Origin of the sequence: Enterobacter sp. ENT03 (assembly GCF_019218745.1) — a bacterium.
Taxonomy (GTDB): domain Bacteria; phylum Pseudomonadota; class Gammaproteobacteria; order Enterobacterales; family Enterobacteriaceae; genus Enterobacter_D.
Map to the genome: position 1 here is coordinate 124,463 of NZ_JAHUXA010000006.1, position 17,712 is coordinate 142,174.

At 54.1% G+C, this 17,712-nt stretch carries 14 protein-coding genes; 4 read left to right on the top strand and 10 right to left on the bottom strand.

The features are described from left to right. Positions 1-24: 24 nt before the first annotated feature. Positions 25-852: a helix-turn-helix domain-containing protein gene (locus KW828_RS10705; RefSeq protein ID WP_218336343.1), complete on the bottom strand. Its 828-nt coding sequence runs from the start codon at positions 850-852 to the stop codon at positions 25-27. 219 nt (positions 853-1,071) lie between these two features. Continuing rightward, positions 1,072-1,263 carry a YfgG family protein gene (locus KW828_RS10710; protein ID WP_218336344.1) on the bottom strand — a complete coding sequence of 64 codons (192 nt, stop codon included), beginning with the start codon at positions 1,261-1,263 and terminating at the stop codon, positions 1,072-1,074. A 339-nt stretch (positions 1,264-1,602) separates the two neighbouring features. On the opposite strand from KW828_RS10710, the gene KW828_RS10715 reads away from it, so the two are divergent. Further along, a complete protein-coding gene (locus KW828_RS10715) occupies positions 1,603-3,846 on the top strand; it encodes an EAL domain-containing protein (protein ID WP_218336345.1) in 2,244 nt (747 codons plus the stop codon). A gap of 24 nt (positions 3,847-3,870) precedes the next feature. Here the strand turns inward: KW828_RS10715 and ppx are convergent, their stop codons facing one another. From ppx to purM, 5 genes are all read right to left on the bottom strand, one after another. Then, positions 3,871-5,415, bottom strand: a complete 1,545-nt coding sequence (ppx, locus tag KW828_RS10720) for an exopolyphosphatase (RefSeq protein ID WP_218336346.1) — start codon at positions 5,413-5,415, stop codon at positions 3,871-3,873. 3 nt (positions 5,416-5,418) lie between these two features. Then, complete coding sequence (gene ppk1 / locus KW828_RS10725) at positions 5,419-7,479, bottom strand: polyphosphate kinase 1 (RefSeq protein WP_218336347.1); 2,061 nt, start codon at positions 7,477-7,479, stop codon at positions 5,419-5,421. Positions 7,480-7,695: 216 nt separating this feature from the next. Then, positions 7,696-8,772, bottom strand: coding sequence for a hypothetical protein (locus KW828_RS10730; RefSeq protein WP_218336348.1), 1,077 nt, complete (start codon positions 8,770-8,772; stop codon positions 7,696-7,698). Between the two features lie 299 nt (positions 8,773-9,071). Beyond that, entirely contained in the window at positions 9,072-9,710 is a 639-nt protein-coding gene (purN, locus tag KW828_RS10735; protein ID WP_218336349.1) for a phosphoribosylglycinamide formyltransferase, read from the bottom strand. Next, complete coding sequence (gene purM, locus KW828_RS10740; protein ID WP_218336350.1) at positions 9,710-10,747, bottom strand: phosphoribosylformylglycinamidine cyclo-ligase; 1,038 nt, start codon at positions 10,745-10,747, stop codon at positions 9,710-9,712. Before purM ends, purN begins: the two co-directional genes overlap by 1 nt. Before the next feature lie 233 nt (positions 10,748-10,980). Between purM and upp the strand changes: the two genes are divergently transcribed. The 3 genes from upp to KW828_RS10755 all read left to right on the top strand — a co-directional run bounded on the left by upp (position 10,981) and on the right by KW828_RS10755 (position 13,790). After that, positions 10,981-11,607: a uracil phosphoribosyltransferase gene (upp, locus tag KW828_RS10745; RefSeq protein WP_088219376.1), complete on the top strand. Its 627-nt coding sequence runs from the start codon at positions 10,981-10,983 to the stop codon at positions 11,605-11,607. A gap of 96 nt (positions 11,608-11,703) precedes the next feature. Continuing rightward, positions 11,704-12,993 (top strand): uracil permease, encoded by a 1,290-nt coding sequence (uraA, locus tag KW828_RS10750; protein WP_218336351.1) that lies wholly within the window; start codon positions 11,704-11,706, stop codon positions 12,991-12,993. A gap of 95 nt (positions 12,994-13,088) precedes the next feature. Beyond that, positions 13,089-13,790 (top strand): DnaA inactivator Hda, encoded by a 702-nt coding sequence (locus KW828_RS10755; protein WP_212817351.1) that lies wholly within the window; start codon positions 13,089-13,091, stop codon positions 13,788-13,790. A gap of 154 nt (positions 13,791-13,944) precedes the next feature. On the opposite strand, the gene KW828_RS10760 is transcribed toward KW828_RS10755, so the two are convergent. Genes KW828_RS10760 through celB form a run of 3 tightly spaced genes read right to left on the bottom strand, consistent with a single transcriptional unit; the run spans position 13,945 to position 17,648 of the window. Next, the gene (locus KW828_RS10760; RefSeq protein ID WP_218336398.1) at positions 13,945-15,369 is read right to left on the bottom strand and encodes a M17 family metallopeptidase; all 1,425 of its coding nucleotides are present in this window, start codon (positions 15,367-15,369) and stop codon (positions 13,945-13,947) included. Further along, positions 15,369-16,325: a N(4)-(beta-N-acetylglucosaminyl)-L-asparaginase gene (locus tag KW828_RS10765; protein ID WP_218336352.1), complete on the bottom strand. Its 957-nt coding sequence runs from the start codon at positions 16,323-16,325 to the stop codon at positions 15,369-15,371. Before KW828_RS10765 ends, KW828_RS10760 begins: the two co-directional genes overlap by 1 nt. 3 nt (positions 16,326-16,328) lie before the next feature. Further along, positions 16,329-17,648: a PTS cellobiose transporter subunit IIC gene (celB, locus tag KW828_RS10770; RefSeq protein WP_218336353.1), complete on the bottom strand. Its 1,320-nt coding sequence runs from the start codon at positions 17,646-17,648 to the stop codon at positions 16,329-16,331. Positions 17,649-17,712 lie beyond the last annotated feature (64 nt).

A 17,712-nucleotide genomic window follows, 5' to 3' on the forward strand; every position in this document is an offset into this window, starting at 1 on the left:
TGCAATGATATGGCAATAGTTTCACTACATTACTGGAATGAAAATGCTGAAGTTTACGCTTTCCTCTGAATAAAAATGTAATTTCATTAAGTGTATTTCATGACGAAGTTTAAGTTTATATTTGGTCATGATGAGCATGTAAACGATCTTGCTAAAAGCACCATAGGTATCCCAGTCTCCTTCAAAATCCATTTTTGCATAATTACCATTAAAAACATGGCGGTTGTCCGATGATGATGCTGAGAGATCAGAGGTTGCCCAGGAAATATCAACATCAACAATGCTTTCACGACCCTTACTTAACAGCGGCGAGTGTTTAGCGGAAATAGCGAGTTCTTTTAATACTTCGTCGCTTTCAAGTAACATCTTTCTCATGCTTTTCGTTACATCAGACACTGCGGGTTCAAAGATATGATCATGTACCGTCAGCGTATGATTGTAAGCAAACTCCCTGTTCAGTGAGCATAACTCTATCTCGGGCAGTTTGATGTCTTTCAACAACAGCGATGCCTGTAATTTATCGAACTCCCAGATTTCTGCCGTGCGATAATCTGAGGGCGACCGCCCGGTCAATTTTTTGAACGCCCTCGCAAACCCCTGACTGCTGTGGTAGTGAAACAAATACGCAATTTCTGTTATCGGCAGCGGGGTCATGCGAATCAACACGGCGGCGCGGCATATCCTTCTTCTGATAATATAATCGCCCAGCGACAGCCCATATTCCTGCTTAAACCAGTTTTCTATAGTGCGTCTGCTATAGCCCAGCACTGCCGTAAGATCATCAATATTCGCGAGAGAATAGATATTATCCTCAACCCACGAAATTATATGCTTACGAATAGTTTCTTTCATTTCCTAACGATTCCCACAAATTTTAGTTGGTAAAATGCGGTGCACGGATCATTTTACGCAAAATGTCTCTTGCAAGTCGTGTTGAGTATAGATGAATAACAGGCGCGACCTTTCCGCCATCTACCGTGATGGTGGTGTGACTCTAAGCTCGCCAGAAGGAAAATACCGGACATGCGAAAGCCCACGCGGAAAGCAGCGTGTTAAAAACGGAGTGGAGTCTTAACGTTGCACAGTGGAATCGATAGTCTGGCTGATCTGTTGAGTCTGGATTTTGTCCTGATGATGATACCAGGCACCGATAGAGGAATAGACGAAGCGGCCAAAGAAAACGAAGAAGCTAATGAGAAGTACGATACGGGTCATGCGACTGTCAAATCGATGTCGTTTTCGCATACTGGTTGCCTGACTCACGAGGGGACCTTAAGGGTATACCCGGTTAACGGGCGGTAGGTTATTAAGGCACAAAGGTACCAGCAGGTCAATTGTGCATAATGTAAAATTTCGTCAGAAAAATATTAGCCTGAATTATATATATCACTATGAAACATTTACCATAGTTATAAATCAAGCTAAGAAATGAATTAAAGATTAATTATTAGCTTATCCGGGCATGTTTCTTGATGTAGATCAATTATTGCTGTAACCAGGCCACTAAAATCGCTGCTTATTGCATGACGTGCACCTCTACAGACAGGTTGGATGCCTGGCTGAAACACCCCTCCCGGACCCTGGGTTTTCTGATGAGCATCTATGAACTTCTCAACAAGGTATCAACAATACAAAGATCAGTGGTGGGCATTACCATTAATCCTTCCTGTCGTATTACTGCCATTAGTTATCCTTGCTAATACTTCCACCCACGTTGCTGGCGGCGTAGTCACGCTTTATTATCTGCCCCTGGCATTTTTTATCGCCCTGATGCTCTTTTTTGGATGGGCGGCACTGCCTGGAATCACGGTTGCACTGCTCCATCACTATTATCCGCATACTGGCGCATTTGAGACGCTGACCAAGACTATTCACTTTCTCATCCCGACCATCCTGAGCTGGGCAGGGTACCGCCTTTTTGTCACGCGGCGGCATATGGTGTCGTACGGCAACGCTGAATTAATGGGGCAGCGGCTGTTCTGGCAGGTGATTTGTCCTTCTACTCTTATTCTGCTGCTCTTCCAGATAGCCACTTTTCTGGGAATGTACAAAAACTACAGTATGCTGGCGGGTGCCAGCCCGTGGAGCGTCCGTACGCTGATCAATTTTCAGGCGCTGATGGTGGGCTGCCTGACCGGTATTCCGATGTGCTACCTGCTCATTCGGATCATTCGCCACCCCCGCTACGTGCGCAGTTTTCTCTCCCAGATGCGTCGTGAATTTGACCCTAAATGTACGCGGATGGAGCTGATACTGTGGCTTGGATTATTGATTGTCATTATGGGGTTTTTGCTGCAACCCTGGGATGAAACAAGCACCATTTTCAGTTCTAACTATACGCTGACGCTATTGATGCCGGTGATGTTGTGGGGATCGATGCGCTTTGGGTATCGCTTTATGACACTGATCTGGACGCCGTTATTGATCGTCGCCGTGCACTATTTTTACTGTTACCTGCCGGTTCGCCAGGACTACGCCATCCAGTTGACCATCACCTCATCCAGCTATCTGGTGTTCTCGTTTATCATTAACTATATTTCGATGCTTGCGACCAGCGAGCGCATGGCGCATGTACGGGTGCATCAACTGGCGTATTTTGACCCGATCATGCATATGCCCAACCTTCGAGCGTTAAACCATGCGCTGGGTGATTCCCCGTGGTCGGTGATCGGTTTTTTGCGCATTCCGGAGCTGGAAATGCTGGGACGCAGTTATGGCGTCATGCTGCGCATCCAGTACAAGCAGAAACTGGCAGAGTGGGTGCGTCAAGAACTGCATGCCAATGAAGACGTCTATCACCTCTCAGGACCCGATCTGGTCATTCGTCTGAATACGGAATCCTATGAAGAGCGTATCGAGGCGCTGGACGCCAGGATCAAACAGTTCCGCTTTGTGTGGGATGGCATGCCGCTGCAACCACAGGTGGGGATCAGCTACTGCTATGTGCGTTCACCGGTCACCCATCTTTACTTGCTGCTGGGAGAACTCAGCACGGTCGCCGATCTGTCGCTGGCCACCACGCATCCCGAAAGTCTGCAACATCGTGGCGCCGCCACTCTGCAGCGCGGTCTGAAAGATAAAGTTGAAATGATGAACCGGCTTCAACATGCGCTGGAGGCCGATCGTTTTGTGCTACTGGCGCAGCCGATCGCCGGGATCCGTGGCGATAATTACCATGAGATCCTGCTACGGATGATAGGAGATGACGGGGAATACATCAGTCCGGACAGCTTCTTACCTGTGGCACATGAACTGGGGCTGTCATCGCGCATCGACATGTGGGTCATTGAAAACACATTACGCTTTATGGATACCTGTCGCGACGCACTGCCGGGCATGCGTTTAGCCATTAATCTCTCGCCATCGTCTGTCTGCCGCGCGCAGTTTACGCTGGAGGTCAATCGCTTGCTGAAAACCTCGAATATTGAAGCCTGGCAGCTGATTTTCGAAGTGACGGAAAGCAATTCTCTGACCAATATCGAACAGGCCAATCAGACGCTCGGGCAGTTGCAACAAATGGGATGTCGGGTGGCGATCGATGATTTTGGTACCGGCTATGCCAGCTACGCGCGGCTAAAAAATGTGAATGCCGATATTTTAAAAATTGATGGCAGCTTTATCCGCAATATGACGTCGAACAGCCTCGATTATCAGATCGTCGCGTCTATCGTTCATCTGGCGCGCATGAAAAGGATGCAGGTGGTGGCGGAGTATGTAGAAAGTGAGGAGATCCTTAGCACCGTAACCGAACTGGGGATCGACTATATGCAAGGGTATCTGATTGGAAAACCAGAGCCGTTAACCAGCCTGGTCGACGCAGTACCTGCACCGTCACTACGCGCGTGAAGACGTAGTGACGGCGTGCGGGACTCAGGCCGCCACGTTGTCCGGTGCTTCCTCTTCCTCAATTTTGAGCATCCAGCCGGTGACTGACTGCCAGTACTCCTGCTCTTTTTCCAGATCGAACAGCACCAGCGCATTCTGGCTGAACCAGCCATGGGGAAAACTCAGCGTCCAGTGATTGTCGTCGGTTTTCAGACGCAGGGTCGGCGGTGTGGTGGTGGCCTGGCGCTGATTGTTCAGCAGTACGCCGAGACGCAGCAGCTGGATCAGCGGCAGATAATGCTTCTTCTTGTACAGCGCAAACCGCGGTAGATCGTCAATTTTGATTGCCTTGCGATGGTAGCGCACCATCGTCGCCATCATCATCTGCTGCTCCTGATTAAAGCCCGGCAAATCGCTGTTTTGCAGAATGTAAGCCGAATGGCGATGCATCCCGCTGTGATTAATGTTCAGGCCCACTTCATGCAACATCGCTGACCAGCGCAGTAACGCCGCCAGCTGAGGATTGTCGAGCTTAGGATTCTGCGCCAGCCACTGATCGTACATTTGCGTGGTGGTTTCCAGCACACGCTTCGCCTGCTCCCGGTCAATGTTGTACTGATTCGCCAGGCTTTGTGCCGTGCGACTACGAATATCCTGATGGCGAAAACGGCCTTCCATCTCATACAGCACGCCTTCACGCAGTGCACCGTCGGAAAGACGCAGTTCGCGGATCGCCAGCGCATCGAAGACACCGCACAGGATCGCCAGCCCCGGAACGAACACCGCTTTACGCTCATCCGACAGGCCCGGCAAACTTAGCGCCTCGAAGCTTTTCGCCTTCAGCGTTTCGCCGACCAGTAAATTCAGACGCTCCGGGGTGATGAAGCCATCTTTTTCACCCATCGCCAGCAACACTTCATGGGCAGCCTTAATGCTGCCGGACGCGCCAAGCGCCACGTTCCAGCCCTGAATGCGGTACTGCCACGCCAGGCCTTCCAGCTTTTGAACGGCGGCAAGGCGCGCCCGCTGGAAGTTTTCGCGACTGATGATGCCGCCGGGGAAATAGATCTGCGCAAAGCTTACGCAGCCCATACGGCGGCTTTCAACCAGCTTTGGTTCGAAATCTTCGCCGATCACCAGTTCCGTTGAACCGCCGCCAATATCAATGACCAGCTTGCGGCCTTTCTCCGGCTGCGTGTGCTCCACGCCCATAAAAATCAGACGTGCTTCTTCGTTACCGGAAATAATTTCAATCGGGTAGGGGATCACTTCACTGGCGCGTTTTAGAAACTCAGAGGCGTTCTGCGCCTGACGCAGCGTATGGGTGCCGACGATGCAGACGCTGGAGGGGGAAAAGCCCTGCAGACGTTCCGCAAACAGCGCCAGACAGCTAAGCCCGCGCTCCATGGCCTCTTCGCTGAGCATATTTTTGTCGTCCAGCCCGTCGGCCAGATGAACACGTTGTTTCAGGCGGCCGATGATCTGCATCGCGCCATCTACCACACGGGCTATCACCATGTGAAAACTGTTCGAACCAAGATCGACCGCAGCAAACTCCTGCGGTCGTGGGGCATTGTCATTTATAGGCATAGATTAGTCGGGCTGCTCGAGTGATTTGATGTAATCGTAAATCGCCAGTTGCGAGCGCACTTTACGGCGATTACCACGGGGTACATAAGTGTTGCTCAGCTCTTTATCGATATAACGCGCTTTTACCGTATCGTTAAGCTGCAGTTCCACAATATTCAGGATCTGCTGTTTGAGCCGCGGATCCAGCAGCGGCGTTGCCACTTCAATACGGTAATCAATATTGCGCGTCATCCAGTCGGCAGAGGAGAGATAAACCTGTTTATCGCCACCGTTTTCGAAAATATAAACGCGATCGTGTTCAAGATAACGGTCAACGATGCTGATCACGCGAATATTGTCGCTGATGCCTTCAAGCTGCGGGATCAACGAACACATGCCGCGCACCAGCAGGTTGACTGCGACGCCAGAACCTGATGCCGCATACAGTCTGTCGACCAGACCTTTATCGACCAGGTTATTAAGTTTCAGGGTAATACCGGACGGCAGTTTTTTCTGTGCATTAGCAATTTCGCGATCGATCATATCATACAGCAGGCGACGCGAGTTTTGCGGCGAAACCAGCAGGTAGTCGAAACTCACCGGCCGGTACGGATTCTCGATAAAGCTAAATACCCGACGCACCTCGTTGGTGATACGCGCATCGGCCGTCAGCAGCGAGTAGTCGGTATACAGGCGCGCGGTTTTTTCGTTGAAGTTGCCGGTACCGATGTGGGCATAGCGCACCACCTCGTCGCCTTCTTTACGGGAGATGAGGAACAGTTTGGCGTGGATCTTAAGCCCAGGGGCCGAGAAGATCACGTGAACGCCCGCCTCGGTGAGTCGACGCGCCCAATGGATGTTGGCTTCTTCGTCGAAACGCGCCTGCAGCTCAACCACCACGGTCACTTTCTTGGCGTTGTGCGCGGCGTGGATCATGGCATCAATAATGCGGGAATCCTTCGCCACACGGTAGATATTGATCTTGATCGCCAGCACGTTAGGGTCAAAGGACGCCTGACGCATCAGTTCCAGCACGTGCTCAAACGTGTGATACGGATAATAGAGCAGCACATCACGCTCGCGAATGGCATCGAATCCGTTACGGAATTTATCGAACCACAGATGGCGCAGGCGTGGCAGCGGCTTGTTCACCAGATTGGCTTTGCCGACGTTCGGAAAGCCAATAAAGTCTTTAAAGTTATGATAGCGACCACCAGGCACGATGGAGTCGTAGCGCGAAATGGTCAGCTTATCGCGCAGCATTTCTACCATCGCATCTGGCATATCGCGCTGATAAACAAAACGCACCGGCTCGGCGGTGAGGCGCTGTTTCAGGCTGGAGGACATCAGCTCCATCAGGCTCGATTCCATTTCGTGTACCAAATCATATTCGGCATCACGGGTCATTTTCATCGAGTAGGCGTTCAGCGCATCGTAATCAAAGAAGCCTTTGAAAATGTCATCGAGGCAGTAGCGCAGAATGTTATCCAGCAGGATCATCGGCTTGCGGCGGCGCGGTGCTTCAGGCGGCAGGTTCACAAAACGCGGCACTTTGTCAGACGGGATCTCCAGCAGCGCGTAACGGATGGTATCGCCACGGATAATTTCCACCGCCAGATAGGTGTAATCATCTTTCAGGAACTGCACCAAATCGGTTTCACGATTAATCAGAATGGGCGTGATGTGCTGGCGCAGGTAATGTTTGAAATAGTTACGTAGCCAGCTCTGCTGGTTAACGGAAAGCTGACGTTCGTTGATCAGGAAAATCTGGTTACGGGCCATCTCCAGCAGCAGCTCGTTATAAAGGCCGTCAAATTCCTGATCGGCTTTCAGCACGCGGGCCTGGATCTTGCCGAGTAAATGGCGTGAATGCGCGTTTGAACCTTGCTCTTCGCTGATGATGATCCGGCGTTTGAGTTCTGCAAAACGCACTTTGTAGAATTCATCAAGGTTGTTGGAATAGATACCCAAAAAACGCATGCGTTCGATAAGCGGGTTCGATTTATCAGCGGCTTCCTGAAGAACGCGCTCATTGAACGCTAACCAGCTCAGTTCTTTCTCGATATATAGCTTTTCCTGACCCATTACAACTCACACTCCGGTTCAATCACGGTTCGTGGCAATCCGTCTCTGCCTTCATTATGGCGAGCTTTGCCACAGGTTGTCCAATTGTGACAGGGAAGTATGACAGTAAACTGTTTCAATTATGTGAGCAAAGGGAACAACGGTGAGGGTAATTCACTGATTTCGGTAGTGGCGAATAAAAATCCCCGCCGGTAAGAGCGGGGAAGGATAATAACATCAGGCGCTGATGCCGCTCTTCGGCAACTGTTGCGCCAGTTGTGTTGCCAGATAGCGCAGGCTGGAGAATAGCCCGGCGGCGTGCACGGCGTCGTTTTTAATGGTCAGCGAAGAGAGCGTCCAGATCTGGCCCTGCACGTTTTCGTTTATCGCCCGACTGAACGGTGCGAGGAACAGCCCGCACAGCGTCAGCGCTGGATTGAGCAGCGCGTCTGCCAGCGGATGCTGCTTCAGCCGATTGTCACTGTGCAGCCTGTTCAGCTCAAGGCTTGCCCAGGGCGTCAGCAGATCCTGCTCATCGTAAGGGGAGAGGATTTTAATATCGCGCAGTGCTACCAGCACCTCTTCCGCCAGCTTGCGCTTATTCACCGTGGCAATCTCACGCAGCGGCAGGTGCAGGGTGACGCCCGTCAGGCGCGGCTCGCCTTTTATTTGCAAGGTTTCGGTTGTGGAATAATATGTGTTGTTAATGCCCACCACGATATTATCCGGCAGCCTGACGTCATTTTCGGCGCACAAGGTTCGCAGCCATTGCCATAATTGCGGTTCGTTCTGTTCCGTTAACGAAATAGCGCATAACACCCGCGCCTGAATCGTAAATAAACGCAGACAATCAACAACTTTTAAAAGATTTAACAGCAGCACCACGCCCAATAATCCGGCCACTGTTTCGCCAACGATATATACCATCTCCCAGGTTTCAGTTTTCTTAACCTGAAAAGAGAACCACAGCATATCGAAGCCAATGATGGTTAACAGCGCCACGATCATAAATAGCAGATGCCCGGCACTGGTCCAGCCGAGCAGATTACGAAACCAGTTAAACAGGCTGACGTCCCCGTCTTCGCTGTGACCCACCATATCCCGGCAGCGCACACAGAAGCGCTGGGCGAGAATGGCGCAAAACAGTGATAGCAGGGCGCTGACTAAACTGATCATCGACAGTACCCACTCGGCGGTGATCACCTTCATAAAGGTGAACATCTCTTCCGGGAACTGAGCATAGAGGGCGGCATTGGCCTTGTGTTGCAGATAAGTTTTATCCGGTTTCGATGGCGGCGAAACATAGGAATTCACAATATCCGTTGATGTTTCATAAACCTCATAAATAGATGTGACTTTATCATGCGATTTATTTATATGAATAAACTGGCCGCAGGCATAAAAAAGCAGCAGCGCAGGTAAAATCCAGGTAGCGAGAATAAAACGAAAGTTTTTAAGCATAATCCATTGCTTCAGTGAAATGATAACCAGCGCGAATTTTACTCGCCGTCTGGTTGAAAATAAACCGGAATTTATTATTGATTCAGTGAATGTATTGAGGCGGGAAATAAGCGCCACGCAGGATAATCTACACCTGCGTGGCGTTTAGTCGATCACTCGTAAGCATGGCCCTGTGGCGGGAGCCGCACGCCATCCAGCCACGCGCTGTTATCGCGCATCACCAGGCGGCCTTCAATCAACCAGCTCACCACCAGCGGATAGATCGCATGTTCCTGCGTCTGCACACGGGCGGTAACATCGTCTTCCGTATCACCCGCGAACACCGGCACTTTTGCCTGCAAAATCACCGGCCCGCCGTCAAGTTCATCCGTCACGAAGTGCACCGAGGTGCCGTGCTCTGTATCGCCGTTTTCCAGCGCCTGACGATGAGTATGCAGCCCCGGATATTTCGGCAGCAGGGACGGGTGAATATTGAGCAAACGCCCGGCAAAGTGTTCCACGAAAGCGGGACTGAGAATGCGCATGTAACCGGCCAGCACCACCACATCCGGGGCGTAGGCGTCGATTTCCTGCATCAGTTCACGATCAAAAGCCTCGCGGCTGGCAAACAGATCGGCGGTCAGAACGTGCGCAGGAATACCCGCCTCGCGCGCGCGTTCAAGGCCGAACGCCTCGGCCTTATTACTGAAAACCGCACGGATCGTGGCGTTAATCTTTTTCTGCTTACAGGCATCAATAATGGCCTGCAAATTGCTGCCATTACCGGAAATAAGCACCACGATATTTTTCATTACGCAATAACCACGCGCTCGTCGGCATCAGACGCTTTGATTACGCCGATTTTCCAGGCGGTTTCGCCTTTGGCATTCATCAGTTCAATAGCTTTGTCCGCTTCGGCTGGGGGCAGGGCGATCAGCATCCCGACGCCGCAGTTGAACGTGCGGTACATTTCATGGCGGCTGACGTTACCGGCGGTTTGCAGCCAGTTGAACACCGACGGCCACTGCCAGGACGCTTCGTCGATCACCGCCTGAGTGTTATCCGGCAGTACGCGCGGAATGTTTTCCCAGAAACCGCCACCTGTCAGGTGGGCGATAGCGTGAACGTCGACGTTCTCAATCAGTTCAAGAATGTTCTTCACATAGATGCGCGTCGGGGCCAGCAGATGATCGGCCAGCGGTTTGCCATCAAGCTCGGTGGTTTGCGGATCGCTGCCGCTGACTTCGAGAATTTTGCGCACCAGCGAATAACCGTTAGAGTGCGGGCCGCTTGAGGCCAGCGCAATCAGCACATCGCCGTCAGCCACTTTTGAGCCATCAATGATTTCTGATTTTTCTACCACACCGACGCAGAAACCGGCGACGTCGTAATCGTCGCCATGGTACATGCCCGGCATCTCTGCCGTTTCACCGCCGACCAGCGCGCAGCCTGACTGCAGGCAGCCTTCTGCGATACCGCTGATCACGCTTGAGGCGGTATCAACGTCCAGTTTGCCGGTGGCGTAATAGTCGAGGAAAAACAGCGGCTCTGCGCCCTGGACGACCAGATCGTTCACGCACATGGCGACCAGATCGATGCCGATGGTGTCGTGACGTTTCAGATCCATCGCCAGACGCAGTTTAGTGCCCACGCCGTCAGTGCCGGAAACCAGCACTGGCTCACGATATTTTTGCGGCAATGCGCACAGCGCGCCGAAGCCACCCAGTCCACCCATGACTTCCGGGCGACGGGTTTTCTTCACCACGCCTTTGATACGGTCAACCAGGGCATTACCTGCGTCAATATCAACACCGGCATCTTTGTAGCTGAGAGAGGTTTTATCGGTCACTGCTTCTGTCCCCACGCGTTTACTTGCGGTAGAAATAAATTTCGGCGCAATTCTAACAGCCCAGGCAAACGTTTGCGAGTGCATTGTTAGGGGGCGGGAGCGATTATTCAGTCAGGCTCATTTCCGCTATGATTGATCGGGATCAACACACTACCTGTAGCACAGTGGACAAAAAGCGGTATAATCCGGCGATTTTTTTTGTGGCTGCTAACTGTCTGGGGAAGGAGAAGAGTATGAAGATCGTGGAAGTGAAACACCCACTCGTCAAACATAAGCTGGGTCTGATGCGTGAGAATGACATCAGCACCAAACGCTTTCGTGAACTCGCCTCGGAAGTGGGAAGTCTGCTGACCTATGTCGCGACCGCCGACCTCGCTACAGAAAAAGTGACCATCGAAGGCTGGAACGGCCCGGTGGAAATCGAACAGATCAAAGGTAAGAAAATCACCGTTGTGCCGATCCTGCGTGCGGGTCTGGGCATGATGGAAGGCGTACTGGAAAACGTGCCGAGCGCGCGTATCAGCGTTGTCGGTATTTACCGCGATGAACAGACGCTGGAGCCAGTCCCTTACTTCCAGAAACTGGTTTCTAATATCGACGAGCGCATGGCGCTGGTGGTTGACCCGATGCTGGCAACCGGTGGTTCGATGATCGCCACCATCGACCTGCTGAAAAAAGCAGGCTGCTCCAGCATTAAAGTGCTGGTACTGGTCGCGGCACCTGAAGGTATTGCAGCGCTGGAGAAAGCGCATCCGGACGTAGAGCTGTACACCGCCTCCATCGATCAGGGCCTTAACGAGCATGGATACATTATTCCGGGGCTCGGCGATGCCGGCGATAAGATTTTCGGAACCAAATAAGTGAATAAATAAAAAATAGCCGACTTTGATAGTCGGCTTTTTTTTGAATAAAAGAAGCCGTTCGTTAATAACACACACAACTCAGAGGAAAACACTATGACGCGCCGTGCTATCGGGGTGAGTGAAAGACCGCCGCTTTTACAGACGATCCCGCTTAGTTTGCAGCATCTGTTCGCCATGTTTGGCGCAACCGTGCTGGTGCCAATCCTGTTTCACATCAACCCGGCCACTGTGCTGCTGTTCAATGGTATCGGGACGTTGCTCTATCTCTTTATTTGTAAGGGGAAAATTCCTGCGTATCTGGGTTCCAGCTTTGCGTTTATTTCCCCTGTGCTGCTGCTGCTGCCGTTGGGGTATGAAGTAGCGCTGGGTGGCTTCATTATGTGTGGCGTGCTGTTTTGTATCGTCTCTTTGATCGTGAAAAAAGCCGGGACCGGCTGGCTGGACGTGATGTTCCCGCCTGCGGCGATGGGCGCAATCGTTGCCGTCATTGGTCTGGAGCTGGCCGGCGTAGCGGCAAATATGGCGGGCCTGCTGCCGCCAGAAGGCCAGGCGGCGGACACCAAAACGGTGGTTATCGCGCTGGTGACGTTGGGCGTGACGGTCTTCGGCTCGGTGCTGTTCCGCGGCTTTATGGCGATCATCCCGATTCTGATCGGCGTACTGGCAGGTTATGCGCTCTCGTTTGCGATGGGCGTTGTCGATACTACGCCTATCGCCAATGCGCACTGGTTTGCGCTGCCGACCTTCTACACGCCGCGTTTTGAGTGGTTTGCCATCTTCACTATTCTGCCGGCCGCGCTGGTGGTGATTGCCGAGCACGTCGGCCATCTGGTGGTGACAGCGAATATCGTTAAACGCGATCTGATCCGCGATCCGGGCCTGCACCGTTCGATGTTTGCCAACGGTTTCTCGACCATTATCTCCGGTTTCTTTGGCTCGACGCCGAACACCACCTACGGCGAAAACATCGGTGTGATGGCGATCACCCGCGTTTACAGTACCTGGGTGATTGGTGGGGCGGCGATCATTGCGATTTTGCTCTCCTGCGTGGGTAAACTGGCGGCGGCGATCCAGATCATTCCGGTGCCGGTGATGGGCGGTGTTTCACTGCTGCTTTATGGGGTGATCGGTGCCTCCGGTATCCGCGTGCTGATTGAATCGAAAGTGGATTACAGCAAAGCGCAAAACCTGATCCTGACCTCGGTGATCCTGATTATCGGCGTCAGCGGCGCGAAAGTGCACATCGGTGCAGCGGAGCTGAAAGGTATGGCGCTGGCGACCATCGTCGGCGTGGGCCTGGCGCTGATCTTTAAACTTATCAACGTGCTGCGCCCGGAAGAAGTGGTGCTGGACGCGCCAGAAACTGATGCAGATGTGAAGTAAGCGGCGTTATTGAACCGGGCGCGATGCCCGGTTCAAACGCAGCGCAATTTTGTGATAGACTCACTGCGTTTTCTGTAAGCCCTGTTGAGGTCCCTCTGAACACACCGGCGCAGCTTTCCCTGCCATTGTATTTACCTGACGACGAAACCTTTGCCAGTTTCTGGCCGGGTGATAACCCTTCTTTACTGGCCGCCGTGCAAAACGTTTTGCGCCAGGATCACAGTGGATACATCTATTTCTGGTCACGCGAAGGCGCGGGACGCAGCCATTTGCTGCATGCCGCCTGCGCGGAACTTTCTGCCCGTGGCGATGCGGTGGGCTATGTGCCGCTGGATAAGCGCACCTGGTTTGTGCCGGAAGTGCTGGACGGCATGGAGCAGCTCTCGCTGGTATGTATCGATAATATCGAATGCATCGCCGGGGACGAGGAGTGGGAGATGGCGATCTTTAATCTCTATAACCGTATCCTCGAATCGGGCAAAACACGGCTGTTGATCACCGGCGACAGACCGCCGCGCCAGCTGAATCTGGGATTAGCCGATCTCGCCTCGCGCCTCGACTGGGGGCAGATCTACAAGCTGCAGCCGCTGTCAGATGAAGACAAAGTGCAGGCACTGCAACTGCGCGCGCGGCTGCGGGGTTTCGAGTTGCCGGAAGACGTCGGACGTTTCCTGTTAAAACGGCTGGATCGCGAAATGCGCACGTTGTTTATGACGCTCGATCAGCTTGATCATGCCTCCATTACCGCCCAGCGTAAGCTGACGATCCCCTTCGTAAAAGAAATCCTCAAGCTGTGATGTTGCCGGGTGGCGGCTGCGCCTTACCCGGCCTACGTTTTATGGCGTAACATGTAGGCCCGGTAAGGCGAAGCCGCCACCGGGCAATACGTGATGTCAAATCTGTCAGCAGTTCTGTAGGCCCGGTAAGGCGAAGCCGCCACCGGGCAATACGTCACGCCAGATCCGCCAGCAGATGCTCAACCAGCAGCGGGATCGGCCTGCCGGACGCCACGCTTCTGCCGTTTTCCCGCCACAGCGCCGTGCCGCTAATATCCAGATGCGCCCACGGGATCTCCGGCGGACAGAAATGGTGCAGCAGCCAGGCGGCGGATGCGCTGATGGCGGCATTGTTCGTCGGCGTATTACACAAATCCGCTATCGCGCTGTCGGTCTGCTTTTTCAGTCGCGCGTCCAGCGGCAGCGACCAGACCTCATCGCCGCAGCCCTTCCCGGCATCGGTCAGCGCCTCACGCAGCGCGTCGTTCTGCGTCATTAGCCCGCTCAGCTCATAGCCCAGTGCTTTCACCACCGCGCCGGTTAACGTCGCCATGTCGATAATATACCGCGCCTGCGGTTGACGTTGAGCCGCCCACGCAATGGCATCCGCCAGTACCAGCCGCCCTTCGGCATCGGTATTGTTGATCTCGACCGTCAGGCCATTGCAGGCGCGCGCCACGCTGCCCGGCTGCATCGCATCAGGACCAATCGCATTTTCCGCCAGCGCCAGCACGCCCATAATACGCACCGGCAACGCCAGTTCCGCCACTGCCAGCAGCAAGCCCAGCACATTCGCCGCGCCGCACATGTCATATTTCATGGTGTACATGCCCGCGCCGTCTTTCAGCCACAGGCCGCCGGTATCAAACGTAATACCTTTACCGACATAGCAGCGCACCGGCGTCTGCGCCGCGCCGTCATAATGGATGGCGAGCAGACGTGGTGGACAGCTCGCGCCTTTGCCCACGGCCTGCAACAGGCCCAGCCCCTGTGCCGCGATCTGCGTTTCATCCAGCACTTCACAGCGCAGAGCCGGGAAGGGGGCGCACAGTCGCTGCGCCTCATCCACCACAAACTGCGGCGTGCAGCGATCGGCAGGCAGATCCGCCAGCCGCCGCGCGGCGATCATCCCCGCCGCAATCGCCTGTTGCTGACGGAGCAGCGCGTCCAGTTTTGCCTGCTGTTCCGGCAGGCAAAGTGCCTCGATATGCGTAATACGCACCGCCGCCGCATCACTTTTTCTCAGGCCCAGATCGTCGAGCCGGTGCGCCTGATTAAACAAAAATCGCAGCAGCTGTAGCTGCGTGGTGTGGTGAATGTCCGTCATATCGACGATCAGCCGCGAACTGACAGGCATCGCCAGCAGCGGGCGCAAAGCATTCACCAGGCTTTCCGTCAGGCTCTCCTGCCACAGGGCGTCCGGCAGCAGCGTCACGCGAGCGAAGGGCGCGCAGCCAAAGCGGGTGTCGGCGATCTCCGGTTTGCCGCGCATTTCATTCATCAGCACGTTATCCGGCAACAGCGGGCACGCGGCGCGGGCAATCAGCTGCCCGCCCGGCTGTGCCTGCGAAAGTGAGGTAATACAGTGCCAGGCGATCATCATTCCTCCTCAATGGGCGCGCGAATACGGGCGGTATAAGCCTGCATCCATGTTTCATCCACCGGCTGGTAATGGGTTTTCTCATGCAGGCGTTCGGCACGGAATACCGTTAGCGGCTGGCGGGCGGTGGCGACCACAAACGAGAAGGTTTTGATATTGGTCGCCGCGCCAAACTCGCCTTTGTTATTCATACATACCACCGACAGATCCCCGGCGCGACCAAAGCGCGACATCAGCTTGTCTTCCAGTTCATACACCACCGAGTCCGCCGCCTGCTGCGGCGTCATGCCCTGCGCCATACGCCGCACGATCTCATAGCTGGTGCAGCCTTTCATCAGATCTTCCCCGACGCCGGTGGCCGTCGCCGCGCCGCTTTCGCTGTCGCAGTAGAAGCCGGAGCCGATGATCGGTGAGTCTCCCAGCCGGCCCCGTTTTTTCATAAACAGACCACTGGTGGAGGTGGCGACGCTCATTGACCCCTGTTTATCCAGGCCGATAATGCCCACCGTATCGTGACCATCATAAGGACTCAGCCCCTTGTCGAGCGTTTCACGGCAGCGCTTGCGGTAATGCTGCATGGCCCGATCGGTGAGCATGGTTTTTTCGGCAAAGCCCTGGCTCAACGCCCATTCGCGCGCGCCCTGGCCGACCAGCAGACTGTTGTAGCGCTGGCGGCTAAGGGCATGGGCCACCCGTACCGGGTTGGCGATATCCACCAGATTACCCACCGCGCCGAACGCCAGCGTATCGCCGTCCATATAGGCGGCGTCCAGTTCCACCTCGCCATTTTCCGTGGGCAGCCCGCCGTAGCCGACGGATTTATAAAGCGGAAAGTCTTCTACGGCTGCCACTGCCTCCACGACTGCGGAGGCCACCGGCTGGCCCGCCGCCAGCGCCGATGCGGATCCGGTGACGCCTTCCAGTGCCATTCGCCAGGTGGCGATCATTCCCCACATGCTTTACTCCTGTTTTGCCAGCCTTGGATCGGGTTGCACAGGCGCGGTCAGTTCTGCCGCGCGGTACTGTTTATCGAGAATGCGCATAAAGGGCAGGTACAACATTGCGCCGATCAGCAGGTTAAGCAGCTGCATCACACTGCCGCTGAGGTGTCCGGTGACGATAAAACCGCTGATCACCGGTGGTAGTGTCCAGGGAATAAACACGCCGGTCGTCACTGCCACCGCGCCGATTTTCATCGCCACGTACTGCACGCTCACCAATACCAGCGGCACCAGATTAAAGGGGATGAGCATAATCGGGTTCATGATCACCGGCAGACCAAACAGGATCGGCTCGTTGATGTTGAACACCGACGCGCCGGCCCCCAGCCGCGCGACCTCGCGCATGTTTTTGCTGCGGGCGAAAATCAGCATCGCGATCACCAGCGACAGCGTGGCCCCGGCACCCCCCATCCAGATCATGTCAAAAAACTGTTCGGTGATAATGTGCGGCGGCGTAGCGCCCGCCTGAATCGCCGCAATGTTGTCGGTCTGGTTTTCCATCCACAGCGGACGAATGATGCCGTTGACCATCGAACCGGAGTTAATACCCACCGACCACAAAATGGTGATGCTGAATACCGTCATCAGCGCGCCAAAATAAGAGGTGCCGTAATGGCGCACCGGCGTGGCCACCACCTCATAAATGAACTGGTGGATGGTGTGGTAATGGCTGTTTTCAAACAGAATGCGGATGCCGAGCACGAGGATCATCACCACCAGCGCCGGGATCAGCGCGGCGAAGGATTCCTGCACCGCAGGCGGCACGCCTTCCGGCATTTTGATCACCAGATTTTTGCGCTTCAGCCAGCAGAACAGCTCCGTCCAGAGCAGCGAACCGATCATCGCCACAAACAGCCCCTTACTACCCAGCCACTCCACCGGGATCACCGTAATGCCGCCATTTTCCGCCACTTTGATAAAGGGCGTGAGGATCAGGAAGCTGACCAGCGCGAGAATACCGCTGGAAATCCGATCTTCACCGTAGTGTTCGGCCAGGCGATAGGCCACGAGGAAACTGATAAACAGCGACATGGTGGAGAACACCGCGTTAAAGGGGATCTCGACGATCGCGCTCCAGCTTTCACCAAAGGCGTGAGACATAAACTGCTGATAGGCCTGATTGGGAAAGGACGAGATCACCAGCAGAATAGAGCCGACGATAATAAACGGCATAAAAGAAACGTAAGCACCGCGGATAGCGCCCAGATGCCGTTGCTGCGCCGTTTTTGCCGCCAGCGGCATCAGTTTTGCTTCAAGAAATCCCAGAACAGTGTTCATTGTGAACTCCGTAGAAGATCGGACGACGTGGTTCAGGTAAGGTCCGGGGATTATCAGTGAAGCG